The 18,089-nt window shown below is 69.5% G+C and carries 13 protein-coding genes and 1 tRNA gene; 13 read left to right on the top strand and 1 reads right to left on the bottom strand.

All coding sequences use genetic code 11. The features are described from left to right. Nucleotide 1: 1 nt before the first annotated feature. The 11 genes from MIAR_RS04910 (at nucleotide 2) to MIAR_RS04960 (ending at nucleotide 13,145) form a co-directional block, all read left to right on the top strand. Nucleotides 2-592 carry a Trp biosynthesis-associated membrane protein gene (locus MIAR_RS04910; RefSeq protein WP_285632213.1) on the top strand — a complete coding sequence of 197 codons (591 nt, stop codon included), beginning with the start codon at nucleotides 2-4 and terminating at the stop codon, nucleotides 590-592. Between the two features lie 34 nt (nucleotides 593-626). After that, nucleotides 627-866, top strand: coding sequence for an HGxxPAAW family protein (locus tag MIAR_RS04915; protein WP_285632216.1), 240 nt, complete (start codon nucleotides 627-629; stop codon nucleotides 864-866). Beyond that, nucleotides 866-1,669, top strand: a complete 804-nt coding sequence (gene trpC / locus MIAR_RS04920; protein WP_285632218.1) for an indole-3-glycerol phosphate synthase TrpC — start codon at nucleotides 866-868, stop codon at nucleotides 1,667-1,669. The genes MIAR_RS04915 and trpC overlap by 1 nt, the downstream gene beginning before the upstream one ends. A gap of 5 nt (nucleotides 1,670-1,674) precedes the next feature. Then, entirely contained in the window at nucleotides 1,675-2,916 is a 1,242-nt protein-coding gene (gene trpB / locus MIAR_RS04925) for a tryptophan synthase subunit beta (protein ID WP_425561549.1), read from the top strand. Further along, a complete protein-coding gene (gene trpA / locus MIAR_RS04930; RefSeq protein ID WP_285632221.1) occupies nucleotides 2,913-3,716 on the top strand; it encodes a tryptophan synthase subunit alpha in 804 nt (267 codons plus the stop codon). The genes trpB and trpA overlap by 4 nt, the downstream gene beginning before the upstream one ends. Nucleotides 3,717-3,726: 10 nt before the next feature. After that, nucleotides 3,727-4,725 (top strand): prolipoprotein diacylglyceryl transferase, encoded by a 999-nt coding sequence (lgt, locus tag MIAR_RS04935; protein WP_285632224.1) that lies wholly within the window; start codon nucleotides 3,727-3,729, stop codon nucleotides 4,723-4,725. Nucleotides 4,726-4,886: 161 nt separating this feature from the next. Continuing rightward, nucleotides 4,887-9,392, top strand: coding sequence for a glutamate synthase large subunit (gene gltB / locus MIAR_RS04940; protein ID WP_285635632.1), 4,506 nt, complete (start codon nucleotides 4,887-4,889; stop codon nucleotides 9,390-9,392). Then, nucleotides 9,385-10,851 (top strand): glutamate synthase subunit beta, encoded by a 1,467-nt coding sequence (locus tag MIAR_RS04945; RefSeq protein WP_285632227.1) that lies wholly within the window; start codon nucleotides 9,385-9,387, stop codon nucleotides 10,849-10,851. Before gltB ends, MIAR_RS04945 begins: the two co-directional genes overlap by 8 nt. Before the next feature lie 56 nt (nucleotides 10,852-10,907). Then, nucleotides 10,908-12,356, top strand: a complete 1,449-nt coding sequence (gene pyk / locus MIAR_RS04950; protein ID WP_285632230.1) for a pyruvate kinase — start codon at nucleotides 10,908-10,910, stop codon at nucleotides 12,354-12,356. 62 nt (nucleotides 12,357-12,418) lie between these two features. Continuing rightward, nucleotides 12,419-12,501, top strand: a tRNA-Leu gene (locus tag MIAR_RS04955). 26 nt (nucleotides 12,502-12,527) lie between these two features. After that, on the top strand, nucleotides 12,528-13,145 hold the full coding sequence (locus tag MIAR_RS04960) for an ANTAR domain-containing response regulator (RefSeq protein WP_285632233.1): 618 nt from the start codon (nucleotides 12,528-12,530) through the stop codon (nucleotides 13,143-13,145). 61 nt (nucleotides 13,146-13,206) lie between these two features. Here the strand turns inward: MIAR_RS04960 and MIAR_RS04965 are convergent, their stop codons facing one another. Continuing rightward, nucleotides 13,207-13,629 carry a hotdog fold thioesterase gene (locus MIAR_RS04965; protein ID WP_285635635.1) on the bottom strand — a complete coding sequence of 141 codons (423 nt, stop codon included), beginning with the start codon at nucleotides 13,627-13,629 and terminating at the stop codon, nucleotides 13,207-13,209. 63 nt (nucleotides 13,630-13,692) lie between these two features. Between MIAR_RS04965 and polA the strand changes: the two genes are divergently transcribed. After that, nucleotides 13,693-16,326 carry a DNA polymerase I gene (polA, locus tag MIAR_RS04970; protein ID WP_285632236.1) on the top strand — a complete coding sequence of 878 codons (2,634 nt, stop codon included), beginning with the start codon at nucleotides 13,693-13,695 and terminating at the stop codon, nucleotides 16,324-16,326. 39 nt (nucleotides 16,327-16,365) lie between these two features. Further along, the gene (locus MIAR_RS04975; RefSeq protein ID WP_285632239.1) at nucleotides 16,366-18,039 is read left to right on the top strand and encodes a DUF885 domain-containing protein; all 1,674 of its coding nucleotides are present in this window, start codon (nucleotides 16,366-16,368) and stop codon (nucleotides 18,037-18,039) included. Nucleotides 18,040-18,089 lie beyond the last annotated feature (50 nt).

Consider the following 18,089-nt stretch of genomic DNA (forward strand, 5'->3'; position numbering starts at 1 on the left):
GATGAATCGCGCGCGCATGTACGCGGTGCTGGGGTTCCTGCTCGCCGGCGGCGTCGGGATCATCTCCTCGACGCAGACCTGGATCACGGTGCACCGCTCCGACGCCGCCGCACCGCTGCTCGTCTCCGGCGCCGAGGCCATGCCGCTGCTCGCGCCGCTGTCGCTGGCCGTGCTGGCCCTCGGCGGAGCTCTGTCCATCGCCGGACGCGCGCTGCGCTACGTCTTCGCGGTGATCGGCCTCGGCGCCGTGGTCGCGCTGGTCACCGGCACGCTGCCGCTCGTGGCGGCACCGCCCCTCGCATCCGTCGCCCCTGCACTCACCAAGGCGACCGGTCTCAGCGGTGACAAGGCGCTCGGCGCGATGGTGACCGACCTCGAGCCCAGCGGCTGGAGCATCGCCGCCCTGTGCGCGTGGGTCGTGGTGGCGCTCGCATCCCTCTTCGTCCTGGCGACCGCGCACCGCTGGAAGGCGGGCACCCGCCGCTACGACCAGCTCTCGGACGGACGGCACGCGGATGCCGGGCCCCTCGACGCCGTCGATTCCTGGGACGACCTGTCCCATGGCACGGACCCGACCGGCCCTTCCCGATAGACTGATGACATCGTCGACCCTCCCGGAGGAGAACATGACCAACCCGATCGCAGACCCCGGTCACGGACACTCGCCTGCAGCCTGGACTGCCGTCGTGATCATGCTGGTCGGCTTCACCGCCGGCACTGTCTTCTTCTGCTTCCCCGACGGTTCGGGAGTGGTGGGTGTCTGGATCTCGGCCGCCGTCGTCGTCATCGGCGCGATCGTCGGCTGGGTCATGGCGAAGGCGGGCTGGGGAGTGAAGGGCCCGAAGTACACCCCGAAGGCGCACTGATGGTCCTCGCCGACCTCACGGCCGGCGCGGTGCAGGACGCCGAGCGGCGTGCCGCGACTCGGCCACTGGCCGACGTGGAGCGTGAAGCCCTGGCGCGCCCTGCCGCCCGCGATGCGCTCGCGGCGCTGGCTCCCGCCGACCGGGTGAAGATCATCGCGGAGGTCAAGCGCGCGAGCCCGTCGCGCGGCGCTCTCGCCGAGATCCCCGATCCCGCGCTGCAGGCGTCGCTGTATGAGCAGGGTGGCGCCTCCGCCATCAGTGTTCTCACCGAGGAGCGCCGCTTCGGCGGCAGTCTCGCCGACCTCGAGGCCGTCACCGCACGCGTGAACCTCCCCGTGCTGCGCAAGGACTTCATCGCGACGCCGTACCAGGTGCTCGAGGCTCGCGCGGCCGGAGCGGATCTGGCGCTGCTCATCGTGGCGGGGCTCGACGTGAAGACGCTGGGCGAGCTGTACACGCTGATCCGCGAGCTGGGCATGACTCCGCTGATCGAGACCCACTCCGCGGAGGAGCTCGAGGTCGCGATCGATCTGGGTGCCGAGCTGATCGGCGTGAACGCACGCAACCTGAAGACCCTGGAGCTCGATCGGGACCTGTTCGCGTCCCTGTCCGAGCGCATCCCCGACACCGCGATCCACGTCGCGGAGTCCGCGGTGCTCGCACCCGAGGACGTGCGTCGCTACCGCGAGGCGGGGGCGGACGTCGTCCTGATCGGCGAGGCGCTGGTCACCGGCGATCCCGTCGCCACCCTGAACGCGTTCCTCGCGGCCGGCGACCTGCCGGTGCGCGGGGGAGAGGAGTGAAGAGCATGCGTCGTGCTGAGCGAGCGGAGCGAGACGAAGTGGCGCTGCGCGACCAGCACGGACCGTTCTTCGGCGAGTACGGCGGGCGGTTCATGCCGGAGTCGCTCATCGCCGCGATCGACGAGCTCACCGCCGCGTACGAGGCCGCGATCGTCGACCCCGCGTTCCGCGCCGAGCTCGCGACGCTGCTGCACTCCTACGCCGGACGCCCGTCGCCGATCACGGAGGTGCCGCGCTTCGCGGAGCACGCCGGCGGCGCACGCGTGTTCCTCAAGCGCGAGGACCTCAACCACACCGGCTCGCACAAGATCAACAACGTGCTCGGACAGGCCCTCCTGACGAAGCGGCTCGGCAAGACCCGCGTGATCGCCGAGACCGGCGCCGGCCAGCACGGCGTGGCGACCGCGACCGCGGCGGCCCTGTTCGGGCTGGACTGCACGATCTACATGGGCGAGGTCGACACGGAGCGTCAGGCGCTGAACGTCGCGCGGATGCGCCTGCTCGGCGCCGAGGTCGTCGCGGTGAAGACCGGGTCCCGGACCCTGAAGGACGCCATCAACGACGCCTACCGCGACTGGGTGGCGACCGTCGAGACCACCAACTACATCTTCGGGACCGCGGCCGGCCCGCACCCCTTCCCCGCGATGGTCCGTGACTTCCAGAAGATCATCGGCGAGGAGGCCCGTGAGCAGCTGCTCGCCGAGGCCGGCCGGCTTCCGGATGCCGTGGTCGCCTGCGTCGGCGGCGGCTCGAACGCGATCGGCATGTTCGACGCGTTCCTGGACGACGAGGGCGTGAAGCTCTACGGAGTGGAGGCCGCCGGCGACGGCGTCGACACCCCGAAGCACGCGGCCTCGATCGAACGCGGGCGCCCCGGCGTGCTCCACGGCGCGAAGACGTACGTGCTGCAGGACGAGGACGGCCAGACCGTCGAGTCGCACTCGATCTCGGCCGGTCTCGACTATCCCGGCGTCGGCCCGGAGCACGCCTGGCTGAGCGACATCGGGCGTGCGGAGTACATTCCCGCCACCGACGACGAGGCCATGCAGGCCCTGCGCCTGCTCAGCCGCACCGAGGGCATCATCCCCGCCATCGAATCGGCGCACGCCCTCGCCGGCGCACTGCGCATCGGCCGCGAGCTCGGCCCGGATTCCGTGATCGCCATCTGCCTCTCCGGTCGCGGCGACAAGGACATGGACACCGCGGCGCGCTACTTCGACCTGTACGACGAGGAGGACGCGTCGTGAGCCGTGTCGAGGCCGCCATCCGCAAGGCCCACGACGCGGGCAGGGGCGCGTTCATCGGCTATCTGCCGATCGGCTTCCCCGACCTGCAGACCGGCATCGAGGCGGCGCTGACGCTCGCGCGCAACGGCGTCGACGTCATCGAGCTCGGGCCGCCGTACTCCGACCCCGTGATGGACGGCGAGGTCATCCAGCAGGCCACGCAGCAGGCGCTGGCCAACGGCTACCGCACCCGCGACCTGTTCACGGTGGTCAAGGAGATCACCTCCCGCACAGACGTGCCCGTGGTCGTGATGACCTACTGGAACCCGGTGCTGCAGTACGGCGTCGACCGCTACGCCGACGATCTGCTCGCCGCCGGGGGCGCCGGCCTCATCACCCCTGACATCACCCCCGAGGCCGCTGGCGAGTGGATCGCCGCGAGCACCCGCACCGGCCTCGACCGCATCTTCCTCGCAGCCCCGACCTCCACGGACGAGCGACTCGACCTGGTCATCTCCTCGTCCACCGGCTTCGTCTACACGGTCTCCACCATGGGCATCACGGGGGAGAGGGCGGCTCTCGATCGCGCGGCGCGGACGCTCGTCGACCGCATGCGCGCCCGCGGCGCGGCATCCGCTTGCGTGGGCATCGGCATCTCCAACCCCGAGCAGATCGCCGGCGTCGTCGAGTACGCCGACGGCGCCATCGTCGGCACGGCACTCGTCAAGGCGCTGCGCGACGGCGGCCTGGAGGGCCTCGCCGAGACCACCCGTTCTCTCGCCGGCGGCACCCCGTCGGCGCGATTCGCGACAGGAAACTAGACTCACTCTCATGTCCCTTGCGCTTCACAGCCTCATCTCGGGCGTGCCCGCCAGCATCCCGAGCCCTCCGGTCAGCACGTTCCCGATCTTCGGGATCACGATCCACTACTACGCGCTGTGCATCATCGCGGGGATCATCGCGGCGACGCTGCTCACCAACCACCGCCTCACCAAGCGCGGTGCGGAGAAGTGGGTCGTCATCGACATCGCGATCATCGCGGTGCCGCTGGCCATCATCGGAGCGCGCATCTTCCATGTCCTGACGCACTTCGACTTCTACTTCGGCCCGGGCAAGAACACCTGGAACCCGTTCGAGCCGGGCTCGGTGTGGGCGATCTGGGAGGGCGGCATCGCCATCTTCGGAGCGCTCATGGCGGGTGCCGTCGGCGCCTGGCTCGGATGCCGGTGGACCGGCATCCGCTTCTGGACCTTCGCGGACGCCCTCGCACCCGGACTGCTGCTCGCGCAGGCGATGGGCCGCTTCGGCAACTGGTTCAACCACGAGCTGTTCGGCCTGCCCACCGACCTGCCCTGGGGCCTGCAGATCGAGTCCACCAACCCGGCGTTCCCGGCCGGTCTGCCCGAGGGCACGCTGTTCCACCCCACGTTCCTGTACGAGGTGATCTGGAACACGCTCGGCGTGCTCGTGCTGCTGTGGCTGGGCCGTCGTCTGCGCCTGCAGTGGGGCCGGCTGTTCGCGTGCTACCTGATCTGGTACAGCGCCGGCCGCATCGTCTGGGAGTCGATCCGGATCGACCCGAGCCAGGTCTACCTGGGCCTGCGCAGCAACGTGTGGGCGGCGATCATCGGCGTGCTCGTCGGCCTGGTCATCCTCATCGTGCAGACGCGTCGTCACACCGGCCTGGAGGCTTCGCCGTACCAGCCCGGACGAGAGCCCGCCGATGCCGATGTAGACTCGGAGCACGATTCCCATGACTACGTCGACCTGAGTGAGCCTCCGGTGGACGGGATCGACGCTGAAGCACCCGCCACAAGCACGGCTTCATAAACCGCGAGGACGTCATCTGAGCACTCCCGCCGTGCGTGATCCTTCATACTGAACGAGCGGGCCGACGCTGTCCCCGGATTCACTTTCGACACTGAGGACGGTGACTGGTGTACTTCCAGCCTCCCTACGGCGCCTCCGGCGCATACCCCCCGAAGCAGGGGATGTACAACCCCGCCCACGAGAAGGATGCCTGCGGCCTGGCCATGGTCGCGACACTCCGCGGGGAACCCGGCCACGACATCATCGCGCTGGCGCTGGAAGCGCTGCGCAACCTGGAGCACCGAGGCGCGATCGGCTCGGATGCCGGCACAGGAGATGGCGCCGGCATCCTCACGCAGATGCCGGACGCGTTCCTCCGGGCCGTCACGGACTTCGAGCTCCCCCCGGTCGGCGAGTACGCCGCAGGCCTCGCGTTCCTCCCTCTGGAGTCGAGCGCCCGCCGCGAGCAGAAGGCCGGCATCGAGCGCATCGCCAGCGAAGAAGGCCTCGAGGTCCTCGGCTGGCGCGTCGTCCCCACCGCCAACGAGCACCTCGGCAAGCTCGCCGATGAGGCCCGCCCGGCGTTCGAGCAGCTGTTCATCACCGCGCCCGGCGCCGTTGCCGGGATCGCACTGGATCGCCTGGCCTACCGGCTGCGCAAGCGCGCCGGACACGAGCTCGGCGCCTACTTCGTCTCCCTGTCGGCCCGCACCCTCGGCTACAAGGGCATGGTCACCACCCTGCAGCTGGAGCCGTTCTACCCCGATCTTCAGGACGAGCGTTTCGCCTCCGAGCTCGCCGTGGTGCACTCGCGCTACTCGACCAACACGTTCCCGTCCTGGCCGCTCGCGCAGCCGCTGCGGATGCTCGCGCACAACGGCGAGATCAACACGATCGGCGGCAACCGCAACTGGATGCGCGCGCGCCAGTCGCAGCTCGAGTCCGAGATGCTCGGCGACATCGCCCCGCTGCTCCCGATCTGCACCGACGGCGCCAGTGACTCGGCATCCTTCGACGAGGTGCTGGAGCTGCTCACCCTGACCGGTCGCAGTCTGCCGCACGCCGTCATGATGATGGTGCCCGCCGCGTGGGAGAAGCAGACCGATCTCGACCCGGATCTGCGCGCGTTCTACGAGTACCACGCGAACCAGATGGAGCCGTGGGACGGCCCCGCCGCACTGATCTTCACCGACGGCGTGCAGGTGGGCGCCACCCTCGACCGCAACGGACTGCGCCCCGGGCGCTGGACCGAGACCACCGACGGCCTCGTCGTGATCGGCAGCGAGACGGGCGTGCTGGAATTCGCCCCGGAGCGCATCAAGCGCCGCGGGCGCCTGCAGCCGGGCCGGATGTTCCTGGTCGACACGGCGCAGCGGCGCATCATCGAGGACGACGAGGTCAAGCGCGACCTCGCGGCCCTGCACCCCTGGGCCGACTGGCTGGCCGAGGGCGCCGTGCGCCTGGCCGACCTTCCCGAGCGCGAGCACATCGTTCACCCCGCGGCATCCATCACCCGTCGCCAGCGCACCTTCGGCTACACGGAGGAGGAGGTGCGCATCCTGCTCACCCCGATGGGGCAGAACGGCGCCGAGCCGCTCGGTGCCATGGGCAGCGACGCACCCATCGCGGCGCTCAGTGAGCGCCCGCGCCTGCTGTTCGACTACTTCGTGCAGCAGTTCGCGCAGGTCACGAACCCGCCCCTCGACGCGATCCGCGAAGAGGTGGTCACCAGCCTGCGTCTCGGCCTCGGACCCGAGCGCAACCTGCTCGACTGGGGTCCCGACCACGCCCGAACCGTGAGCCTCGACTTCCCGGTCATCGACAACGACGAGCTCGCGAAGATCCGGCACATCGACCGGGCTCTTCCGGGCCGCTCCAGCGCCACCATCCGCGGTCTCTACCACTTCGACGCGGGCCCCCACACCCTGGCGGACCGGCTGGCGGCGATGTGCGCCGAGGCGGATGCCGCGATCGAGCGAGGCGCCGAGCTGCTGATCCTGTCGGACCGCGACTCGAACAAGGACCTCGTCCCGATCCCGTCGCTGCTGATGGTCGCCGCCGTGCACCACCACCTCATCCGCCGCGAGAACCGCATGAAGGTCGGTCTCGTGGTGGAGGCGGGCGACGTGCGCGAGGTCCATCACGTGGCGACGCTGATCGGCTACGGCGCCTCGGCCGTGAACCCGTACCTGGCCATGGAGACCGTGGAGCACCTGGTGCGCACCGGCTACATCACGGGCATCAGCCCCGAGGAGGCCGTCCACAACGTGATCCACGCGCTGGGCAAGGGCGTGCTGAAGATCATGTCCAAGATGGGCATCTCCACGGTCGGCTCCTACGCGGGAGCGCAGGTGTTCGAGGCGATCGGCCTGAGCCAGGAGCTCGTCGACGCCTACTTCACCGGCACCGAGACCAAGCTCGGCGGCATCGGGATCGAGGACGTGTTCGCCGAGAACCAGGCGCGGCACGACTACGCCTACCCGGAGGACGAGGCCGCCAGGGCCCACGAGCGGCTGTGGACCGGCGGCGAGTACCAGTGGCGGCGCGACGGATCCCCGCACCTGTTCAACCCGGACACGGTCTTCCGCCTGCAGCACTCCACCCGCACCCGCCGGTACGACATCTTCCGCGAGTACACCAAGCTCGTGGACGATCAGGCTCACGAGCTGAAGACCCTCCGCGGTCTGTTCGAGCTGCGCACCGGCGAACGGCCACCCGTCCCGCTGGACGAGGTCGAACCCGTCAGTGCGATCGTCAAGCGGTTCTCCACCGGCGCGATGAGCTACGGCTCGATCTCGCAGGAGGCGCATGAGACGCTCGCCATCGCGATGAACCGCCTCGGCGCCAAGTCGAACACGGGCGAGGGCGGCGAGGATCCGGAGCGCCTGGTCGACCCGGAGCGCCGCAGCGCCATCAAGCAGGTGGCATCCGGCCGGTTCGGTGTGACCAGCCAGTACCTCACCGAGGCGACCGATCTGCAGATCAAGCTCGCCCAGGGCGCCAAGCCGGGTGAGGGCGGGCAGCTGCCGCCGCAGAAGGTGTACCCGTGGGTGGCGCGCACGCGTCACGCGACGCCGGGCGTGGGTCTCATCTCTCCTCCGCCGCACCACGACATCTACTCGATCGAGGACCTCAAGCAGCTCATCTTCGACCTGAAGCGCGCGAACCCGAAGGCCCGCATCCACACCAAGCTGGTGAGCCAGTCCGGCATCGGCGCGGTCGCTGCGGGCGTGGCGAAGGCGCTCAGCGACGTCATCCTCGTCGCGGGGCACGACGGAGGCACCGGCGCCAGCCCGCTGAACTCGCTCAAGCACGCCGGCACGCCGTGGGAGCTGGGACTCGCCGAGACGCAGCAGACGCTCATGCTCAACGGCATGCGCGACCGCGTGGTGGTGCAGGTCGACGGACAGCTCAAGACCGGCCGCGACGTGATCATCGGCGCCCTGCTGGGGGCCGAGGAGTTCGGCTTCGCGACCGCACCGCTGGTCGTGAGCGGATGCATCATGATGCGGGTCTGCCACCTGGACACCTGCCCGGTCGGCGTCGCGACCCAGAACCCGCTGCTGCGGTCGAGGTTCACCGGCAAGCCGGAGTTCGTCGTGAACTTCATGGAGTTCATCGCCGAAGAGGTGCGCGAGCATCTCGCGGCGCTCGGCTTCCGGTCGCTGGACGAGATCATCGGCCACACCGAGCTGCTGCGCACCGACGCCGCCGTCCACCACTGGAAGACCGAGGGACTGGACCTGTCGCCGATCCTCACCGGACCGGTGTTCCCCTCCGGGGAGCCGCGCAAGAGCGGCCGGACGCAGGACCACGAGCTGCACAAGCACTTCGACACCACGCTGATCGCCCTGTCCGGGGACGCCCTCGAGCAGGGCGACCCGGTGCGCATCGACCTGCCGATCCGCAACACCGAGCGCGCGGTGGGGACGATGCTGGGCCACCACGTCACGGAGCGCTACGGCGCCGCAGGCCTCCCGCCGGAGACCATCGACGTGACCCTCCGGGGCACGGCCGGGCAGTCGCTCGGCGCGTTCATGCCTGCGGGCATCATGCTGCGGCTCGAAGGGGACGCCAACGACTACGTCGGCAAGGGCCTCTCGGGTGGGGACATCGTGATCCGCCCGCCGAGGGATGCCTCCTTCGAACCGCACCGGAACGTGATCGCGGGCAACGTGATCGGATACGGCGCGACGTCGGGGACCATGTTCATCTCCGGTGTCGTGGGGGAGCGGTTCCTGGTGCGCAACTCGGGTGCGACGGCGGTCGTGGAGGGCGTCGGCGACCACGCCCTGGAGTACATGACCGGCGGGCTCGCCGTGATCCTCGGCACCACGGGACGCAACCTCGGCGCCGGCATGTCCGGCGGCGTCGCGTACGTGCACGCGCTGCGCGAGACGCAGGTGAACGCGGAGGCGCTCGAGAGCGGCGAGCTCCAGCTCGTGCCGCTGGACGACGCCGACACCGCGACCCTGCACCACCTGCTGACCGAGCACGTCGAGCGCACGGGTTCGCCGCTGGCGACCGAGCTGCTCGCCGACGCCGACGCACTGAGGACGGCCTTCGTCAAGGTGCTGCCGCGGGACTACGCCGCCGTGCAGGAGATCCGCCGCGAGGCGCAGGCCGCCGGGGACGACCCCGACGGCGAGAGTATCTGGACCCGGATCCTGGAGGTGACCCGTGGCTGACCCGAAGGGCTTCCTGAAGACGACTCAGCGCGAGCTGCCGGCGCGACGTCCGGTGGCGGTGCGCATCATGGACTGGAAAGAGGTCTACGAGGACACCGACCGCACCGTGCTGCGCCGCCAGGCGGGGCGCTGCATGGACTGCGGCGTGCCGTTCTGCCACTCCGGATGCCCGTTGGGCAACATCATCCCGGAGTGGAACGACCTGACCTGGCGCGATGAGCGGCAGGCCGCGAGCGACCGGCTGCACGCCACGAACAACTTCCCGGAGTTCACCGGACGGCTGTGCCCGGCACCGTGCGAGAGCGCCTGCGTGCTGGGGATCAACCAGCCCGCCGTCACGATCAAGCACATCGAGCAGTCGATCGCCGACGACGCCATCGAGAACGGCTGGGTGCAGCCGCGTCCGCCCCAGCGGCTCACGGGGAAGACGGTCGCCGTGGTCGGGTCAGGCCCCGCCGGACTCGCGGCCGCCCAGCAGCTCACGCGCGCCGGCCACACGGTCGTGGTGTACGAGCGTGACGACCGCATCGGCGGGCTGCTGCGCTACGGCATCCCCGATTTCAAGATGGAGAAGCGCCACGTCGACGCGCGTCTGCGTCAGATGGAGGAGGAGGGCACCCGCTTCCGGCCCGGTGTCGAGATCGGCGTGCAGCTGTCCTGGAGCGATCTGCGGGCGCGCTACGACGCCGTGCTCATCGCGACCGGGTCGACGGTGCCGCGCGATCTGCCGATCCCCGGCCGTGACCTCCCGGGCGTGCACTTCGCGATGGACTACCTGGTGCAGTCCAACCACGCGGTCGCCGGCGATGAGGTTCCCGGCCAGATCAGCGCGGCCGGGAAGCACGTCGTGGTCATCGGCGGCGGTGACACCGGCGCCGACTGCATCGGCACCGCCCACCGCCAGGGCGCGCGCAGCGTGACCAACCTGGCCATCGGACGGCGCCCTGGCACGGAGCGCAGCGAGCACCAGCCCTGGCCGACGCAGCCCACCCTGTTCGAGGTGCAGTCCGCGCACGAGGAGGGCGGTGAGCGCACCTACCTCGCCTCGACCGTGGAGTTCCTCTCCGACGACAGCGGGGCCCTGCGCGCCCTGCGCGTCGCCGAGACCGCGTTCGTGGACGGCAAGCGGGTTCCGCAGAGCGGGACGGAGCGGGAGATCCCCGCCGAGCTCGTGCTCATCGCCATGGGATTCACCGGCCCGGAGGCCGATGTGCTCGGCGACGCCGACGTGCCCGCCCTCACCGGTCGCGGGGTGTACCAGCGCGACGCGCGGTTCGCATCGTCCGAGCCCGGCGTCTACGTCGCCGGCGACGCCGGACGGGGTCAGTCCCTGATCGTCTGGGCGATCGCCGAGGGTCGGGCTGCCGCAGCCGCCATCGATCGCGACCTGATGGGCGCCACGACGCTGCCCGCACCGGTCGCTGCAACGGATGTCGCACTCAGCGTCCAGCCTGCGTAGGCTGAGCGTGGCAACGTCGCCAAGTCCCCGTACCCCTTCTCACCCTGGAGATGCCGTTGAGACGCGCGAAGATCGTGGCCACACTCGGGCCTGCAACCTCGACCTATGAAACGGTCCGTGCACTGATCGAGGCCGGTGTGGACGTCGCACGGCTGAACCTCAGCCACGGCGACTACTCCGTGCACGAGGCCAACTACGCCAACGTGCGCCGGGCTGCCGACGACGCCGGACGCGCCGTCGCCGTGCTGGTCGACCTGCAGGGCCCGAAGATCCGCCTCGGCCGTTTCGAGGACGGACCCTACGAGCTCGCCGTCGGGGACATCTTCAAGATCACCACCGAGGACATCATCGGCAACCGGGAGATCTGCGGCACGACGTTCAAGGGCCTCCCGCAGGACGTCAAGGCGGGCGACTTCCTGCTCATCGACGACGGCAAGGTGCGCGTCGAGGTCGTGGACACCGACGGCACCGTGGTCACGACCCGCGTGGTCGTCGCCGGCGCCGTGTCGAACAACAAGGGCATCAACCTGCCCGGTGTCGCCGTGAACGTCCCCGCTCTGAGCGAGAAGGACGAGGACGACCTGCGCTGGGGTCTGCGCACCGGCGCCGACCTGATCGCGCTGTCGTTCGTGCGCAACGCCGCCGACGTGGAGCGCGTGCACGAGATCATGGCCGAGGAGGGCGTGCGCGTCCCCGTCATCGCCAAGATCGAGAAGCCGCAGGCGGTCGACGCGCTCGAGGAGATCGTCGACGCGTTCGACGGCATCATGGTCGCCCGCGGTGATCTGGGTGTCGAGCTGCCCCTCGAGGCGGTGCCGATCGTGCAGAAGCGCGCGGTCGAGCTCGCCCGTCGCAACGCCAAGCCGGTCATCGTCGCCACGCAGATGCTGGAGTCGATGATCAACAGCCCCGTCCCGACCCGTGCCGAGACCTCGGACGTCGCCAACGCCGTGCTCGACGGTGCGGACGCGGTGATGCTGTCCGGTGAGACCAGCGTGGGGGAGTACCCGGTGGTGGTCGTGGAGACCATGGCCCGCATCATCGAGTCGACCGAGGAGCACGGCCTGGAGCGGATCTCCCCGCTCACCAACAAGCCGCGCACGCAGGGTGGAGCGGTGACGCTGGCGGCGCTGGAGGTCGCGGAGTTCGTCGACGCGAAGTTCCTGTGCGTGTTCACGCAGTCCGGCGACTCCGCACGTCGCCTCTCGCGGCTGCGCTCGCGCATCCCGATGCTCGCGTACACGCCCGAGCCCGGCATCCGCCGCCGCATGGCGCTGACCTGGGGCATCCGCTCGACCCTCGTCGAGATGGTGCAGCACACCGACGCGATGTACCACCAGGTGGACGAGCACCTGCTCGGCTCCGGCCTGGCGAAGGAAGGGGACAAGGTCGTCGTGATCTCCGGTTCCCCTCCCGGCATCATCGGCTCCACGAACGACATCCGCATCCACAAGGTGGGGGATGCCGTGGGTGGAGCGGCGCCGATCTACAAGAGCGGCGTCTGAGACGCTTTCGAAGGGGCGGGCCTGCGGGTCCGCCCCTTCGTCGTGCGCTAAAGTCGATCCGGGCCGGCGTGGCGGAATGGCAGACGCGGAGCACTCAAAATGCTTTGTCCGAGAGGACGTGTGGGTTCGAGTCCCACCGCCGGCACAAGGTGAACAGATAGGATTCTTACCGTGACTGACGTAGAACAGCCTGAGCAGCCCACGGCATCCGCCCCGCGACGCGTGGTCGTCGCCGAGGACGAGTCGCTGATCCGCCTCGACATCGTCGAGATCCTCCGTGACAACGGCTTCGACGTCGTCGGCGAGGCGGGCGACGGCGAGACCGCTGTGGCCCTTGCCACCGAGCTGCGCCCCGACCTGGTCGTGATGGACGTGAAGATGCCTCAGCTCGACGGCATCAGCGCGGCCGAGAAGCTCCACAAGAACAACATCGCGCCCGTCGTGCTGCTCACCGCATTCAGCCAGAAGGAGCTCGTCGAGCGCGCCAGCGAGGCCGGTGCACTGGCGTACGTGGTCAAGCCCTTCACGCCGAACGACCTGCTGCCCGCGATCGAGATCGCCCTGGCCCGTCACGAGCAGATCATCACGCTCGAGGCAGAGGTCGCCGACATGGTCGAGCGCTTCGAGACCCGCAAGCTCGTCGACCGTGCCAAGGGCCTGCTGAACGAGAAGATGGGCCTGAGCGAGCCGGAGGCGTTCCGCTGGATCCAGAAGGCGTCGATGGACCGCCGTCTGACGATGCAGGACGTCGCCAAGGCGATCATCGAGCAGCTCGCTCCCAAGAAGTGAGCACGATCCACTGACATCGAGTGTGGCCCCGCCTGATGGTGGGGCCACACTCGCATCCGCGTCAGGCGGGCATGTCCTTGATCATGTTGGTGATGCGGATCGTGGAGCAGCGTCGGCCCTGATCGTCGGAGACCACGATCTCGTGCACGGTCATGCTGCGGCCGAGGTGGATCGGCGTGCAGACACCGGTGACGACGCCGGAGGTCGCGGAGCGCGTGTGGGTCGCATTGATGTCGACGCCGACGGCGAGTCGGCCAGGCCCGGCGTGCAGGTTGGCGGCCATGGAACCGAGCGACTCGCCCAGCACGACGTAGGCGCCGCCGTGCAGCAGGCCGACCGGCTGGGTGTTGCCCTCCACGGGCATCGTGCCGACGCTGCGCTCGACGGAGAACTCGGTGAACTCGATCCCCATCTTCTGCGCCAGCGCGCCCATGCCGCGCTGCGTGGCCCACTCCATGCCCGTCATCCGAGCCTGCTCGTCCATCTGAGCCTGATCCGTCACACGTCCTCCTCGGCGAGTGTCCGTCGCTCTCGTTAGGCTTGCAGGGTGACGGACTCCGCAAAGCCTACCCTCATGGTCGTCGACGGCCACTCGCTCGCGTACCGGGCCTTCTTCGCCCTTCCGGTCGAGAACTTCACGACCAGGGACAATCAGCACACGAACGCCATCTACGGCTTCCTGTCGATGCTGGTGAACCTCATCAAGGCCGAGAAGCCCACCCACATGGCGATCGCCTTCGACACCTCACGGCATTCGTTCCGCACCGACGAGTACCCGGAGTACAAGGCGACGCGCTCCGAGACTCCGAGCGAGTTCAAGGGCCAGATCCCGCTGCTCCAGGACTGCCTGGCCGCGATGTCCATCCCGGTGCTCACCAAGGAGGGCATCGAGGCCGACGACATCCTCGCGACCCTCGCTCGTCAGGGCTCCGAGAAGGGGTACGACGTGCTGGTCGTCTCCGGCGACCGCGACTCGATCCAGCTCGTGAACGACGAGGTGACGCTGCTGTACCCCTCCGTCCAGGGGGTCTCGCAGCTCAAGCGCTACGACCCGATCGCCGTGCAGGAGCGCTACGGTGTGCGGCCGGAGCAGTATCCCGACATCGCGGCGCTCGTCGGCGAGACCAGCGACAACCTCCCCGGCGTGCCGAAGGTGGGGGAGAAGACGGCCGTCAAGTGGCTGACGCAGTTCGGGACCCTCGACGAGCTGCTCGAGCGCTCCGGCGAGATCAAGGGCGTCGTCGGCGGCAACCTCCGTGAGCACATCGAGGATGTGCGCCGCAACCGGCGGTTGAACCGTCTGCTCAACGACGTGGAGCTGCCTGTCGGCCCCGACGAGCTGGCTGTGGCCCCCATCGACGCCCAGGCGGTGCGCGACATCTTCGCGCGCCTGGAGTTCCGCACCCTGCTGCCGCGCGTCTTCGAAGCGGTCGGGGCCGCCGACGAGCCCGTGCACGATGAGCCCGCGGTGAAGGTGCCCGAGCCCACCGAGTCGACCGCCTCGGCCGCCGCCGAGTGGCTCTCCGCACAGGGCGGCGAGATCGGCGTGCGCCTCGTGCTGAACGGCTCGACGATCACGCGCTTCGGCTTCGCCAGCGAGACGGAGCTGCACGAGGGCGGCTGGAACGACGACGCGGCTTCCGCGCTGCGCGGCTGGCTGGAGTCCGACGCGCCCAAGGTGCTCGACGACGCGAAGCCGCAGGTGAAGGCCCTGCTGCGGTCCGGCATCCGCATCGGCGGCATCGCCTACGACACGCTGCTCGCCGGCTGGCTGATGCGCCCGAGCTTCCCGGACAAGACCCTCGCGCACCTCGTCGGCCGCTACCTCGACGAGAAGCTGCCAGAGGCCGATCCCACGCAGCTCGTGCCCGAGACCGACGGCGCGACGCCGTCGCAGGAGGCGTGGTTCACTCTGCGCACCGCCGCCGCGATCCGCGAGGCGATGCCGGAGTCGGTGACGACGGTGCTGACCGAGATCGAGCTGCCGACCCTGCTCACGCTCGCCGACATGGAGGTCGCGGGCGTCGCCGTGTCCCACGACGTGCTGTCCTCGTTCTCGGGCGAGCTGCTCGCCCGGACCGATGGGCTCGCCGCGGATGCCTTCACGCTGGTCGGTCGGGAGTTCAACCTCGGCTCGCCCAAGCAGCTGCAGGAGGTGCTCTTCGACGACCTCCAGCTGCCCAAGACCCGCAAGACCAAGACCGGCTACTCCACGGATGCGGCGGTGCTCGCCGATCTGCAGGAGACCAATCCGCACCCGTTCCTCGATCTGCTGCTGCAGCACCGCGAGGCCACCAAGCTCCGCCAGATCATCGAGTCGCTGGACACCGCCATCCGCGCCGACCATCGCATCCACACCACCTACGTGCAGACCGGAAGCCAGACCGGACGTCTGTCCAGCACCGACCCCAACCTGCAGAACATCCCGGTGCGCACCGAGGAGTCCCGTCGCATCCGCAGCGCCTTCGAGGTCGGGGAGGGCTACGAGTCCCTGCTGACCGCCGACTACTCGCAGATCGAGATGCGCATCATGGCGCATCTGTCCGGCGACGCCGGGCTGATCGAGGCGTTCAACTCCGGTGAGGACCTGCACAGGTTCGTCGGCGCGAGGGTCTTCGGCGTGGAGCCCGAGGACGTCACCTCGGCCATGCGCACCAAGGTCAAGGCGATGTCGTACGGTCTCGTCTACGGGCTCTCGGCCTTCGGTCTGTCCAAGCAGCTGCGCATCGAGCAGTCCGAGGCCAAGCAGCTGATGATGGAGTACTTCGCGCGATTCGGGGCGGTGCGCGACTACCTTCGCGCCTCGGTGCTGAAGGCGAAGGAAGACGGCTACACGGAGACGATCTTCGGTCGCCGGCGCCCGTTCCCGGACCTCAGCAGCCCCAACCGCGTGCTGCGCGAGAACGCCGAGCGCGCCGCGCTCAACGCTCCGATCCAGGGCAGCGCCGCCGACATCATGAAGATCGCCCTGTTCCGCATCCACGCCGACCTGCGCCAGGCGGAGCTTCGTTCCCGCGCCTTGCTGCAGATCCACGACGAACTCGTCGTCGAGGTCGCACCGGGGGAGTGGGATGCCGTGGAGGGCATCGTGCGCGACCGCATGGGCGGGGCTGCCGAGCTTTCGGTGCCGCTGGACGTGCAGGTCGGCCGCGGACGCGACTGGAACGAAGCAGCGCACTGATCCCCGGACACACGGCCGTGCGGGGCTAGGCTCGAATCCATGACTGCTGAACCCCGCACCCCCTCCGCGATCGACCAGGTCGCCGAGCGCTGGGTGGACACCCTTGTGGATCTGTCGCCGACGCTGGCGACCTACATCGGCCGTAACGAGGCGAACGGAAAGCTCGACGACCTCAGCCCCGAGGGCCACGAGCGCTCGGTCGCCGCCGCACGTGCGACACTCGCCGAGCTCGACGCGCTGGAGCCCGTCGACGAGATCGATCGGGTCACCAAGACCGACCTGTCCTCCGAGCTGCGCCTGCAGGTGGAGCTGCACGACGCGCAGTGGCACCTGCGCGACCTGAACGTGATCGCGTCCGCGCCGCAGGACTTCCGGCAGGCCTTCGATCTGATGCCCACGGCGACTGCCGAGGACTGGTCGGTCGTCGCGGAGCGCCTGGCCGCACTGCCGGCGGCCATCAAGGGCTACACCGAGACCCTGCGCGAGGGCATCCGCCAGGGCATCGTCCCCGCCCGCCGGCAGGTGACCGAGGTGGCCACCCAGATCGGCCGCTACACCGCCGATGACGGCTTCTTCGCGGCGTTCGTCGCCGAGGCCGCTCCCGAGGAGGGGCAGCTGCCGGCGTCCCTCGCCAAGGAGCTCGCCGACCGCTCGGGCGCCGCCCGCGTCGCCTACGACGAGCTGCGCACCTTCCTCACCGGCGAACTGGCTTCGGTCGCGCCGGAGCAGGATGCCGTCGGTCGCGAGCTCTACGCGCTGAACTCCCGCCGCTTCCTCGGCGCCACGATCGACCTGGACGAGACCTACGAGTGGGGCCGCGACGAGCTCGAGCGCATGATCGCCGAGCAGAACTCGATCGCGAATGAGATCCTCCCCGGAGCCACGGTCGAGGAGGCGGTCGCGCATCTCGAGGCCGATCCGTCGCGCAAGCTGCACGGGACCGAGGCGCTGCAGCGCTGGATGCAGGAGACCAGCGACAAGGCCATCGCCGACCTGGGCGCCAGCCACTTCGACATCCCGGAGCAGATCCGCGAGCTGGAGTGCATGATCGCCCCCACGCAGGAGGGCGGGATCTACTACACCGGCCCGACCGACGACTTCTCGCGTCCCGGCCGCATGTGGTGGTCCGTTCCCGAGGGCGTCACCGAATTCGACACCTGGCGCGAGCTCACCACGGTGTACCACGAGGGCGTCCCCGGCCACCACCTTCAGATCGCGCAGGCGACCTACAACCGTGCCGAGCTGAACACCTGGCGGCGCGTGCTCGCCGGCACCTCCGGTCACGCGGAGGGGTGGGCCCTGTACGCCGAGCGTCTGATGGAGCAGCTCGGCTACCTCGACGACCCTGCGGACCGGCTCGGCATGCTCGACGGTCAGCGCATGCGCGCCCTGCGCGTCGTGCTGGACATCGGCGTTCACCTGGGCAAGCCGCGCCTCGACGGCGACGGTGTCTGGGACCACGACTACGCGCTGGACATGATGCGGCGCAACGTGAACATGTCCGACGAGTTCCGCCAGTTCGAGGTGAACCGCTACCTCGGATGGCCGGGCCAGGCGCCGTCGTACAAGGTCGGCCAGCGCATCTGGGAGCAGGTCCGCGACGCCGTCCGCGCCCAGGAGGGCGACGCGTTCTCGTTCAAGGACTTCCACAAGCGCGCCCTCGACATGGGTGGCGTCGGCCTGGACACGCTGCGGTCGGTGTTCCACGTCTGAGACTCGACCGCGAGCTTCTCATCGTAGAGGTGTGGTCATGCTGACCTCAC

This window comes from Microbacterium arabinogalactanolyticum (assembly GCF_030268005.1).
GTDB classification, from domain to species: domain Bacteria; phylum Actinomycetota; class Actinomycetes; order Actinomycetales; family Microbacteriaceae; genus Microbacterium; species Microbacterium arabinogalactanolyticum.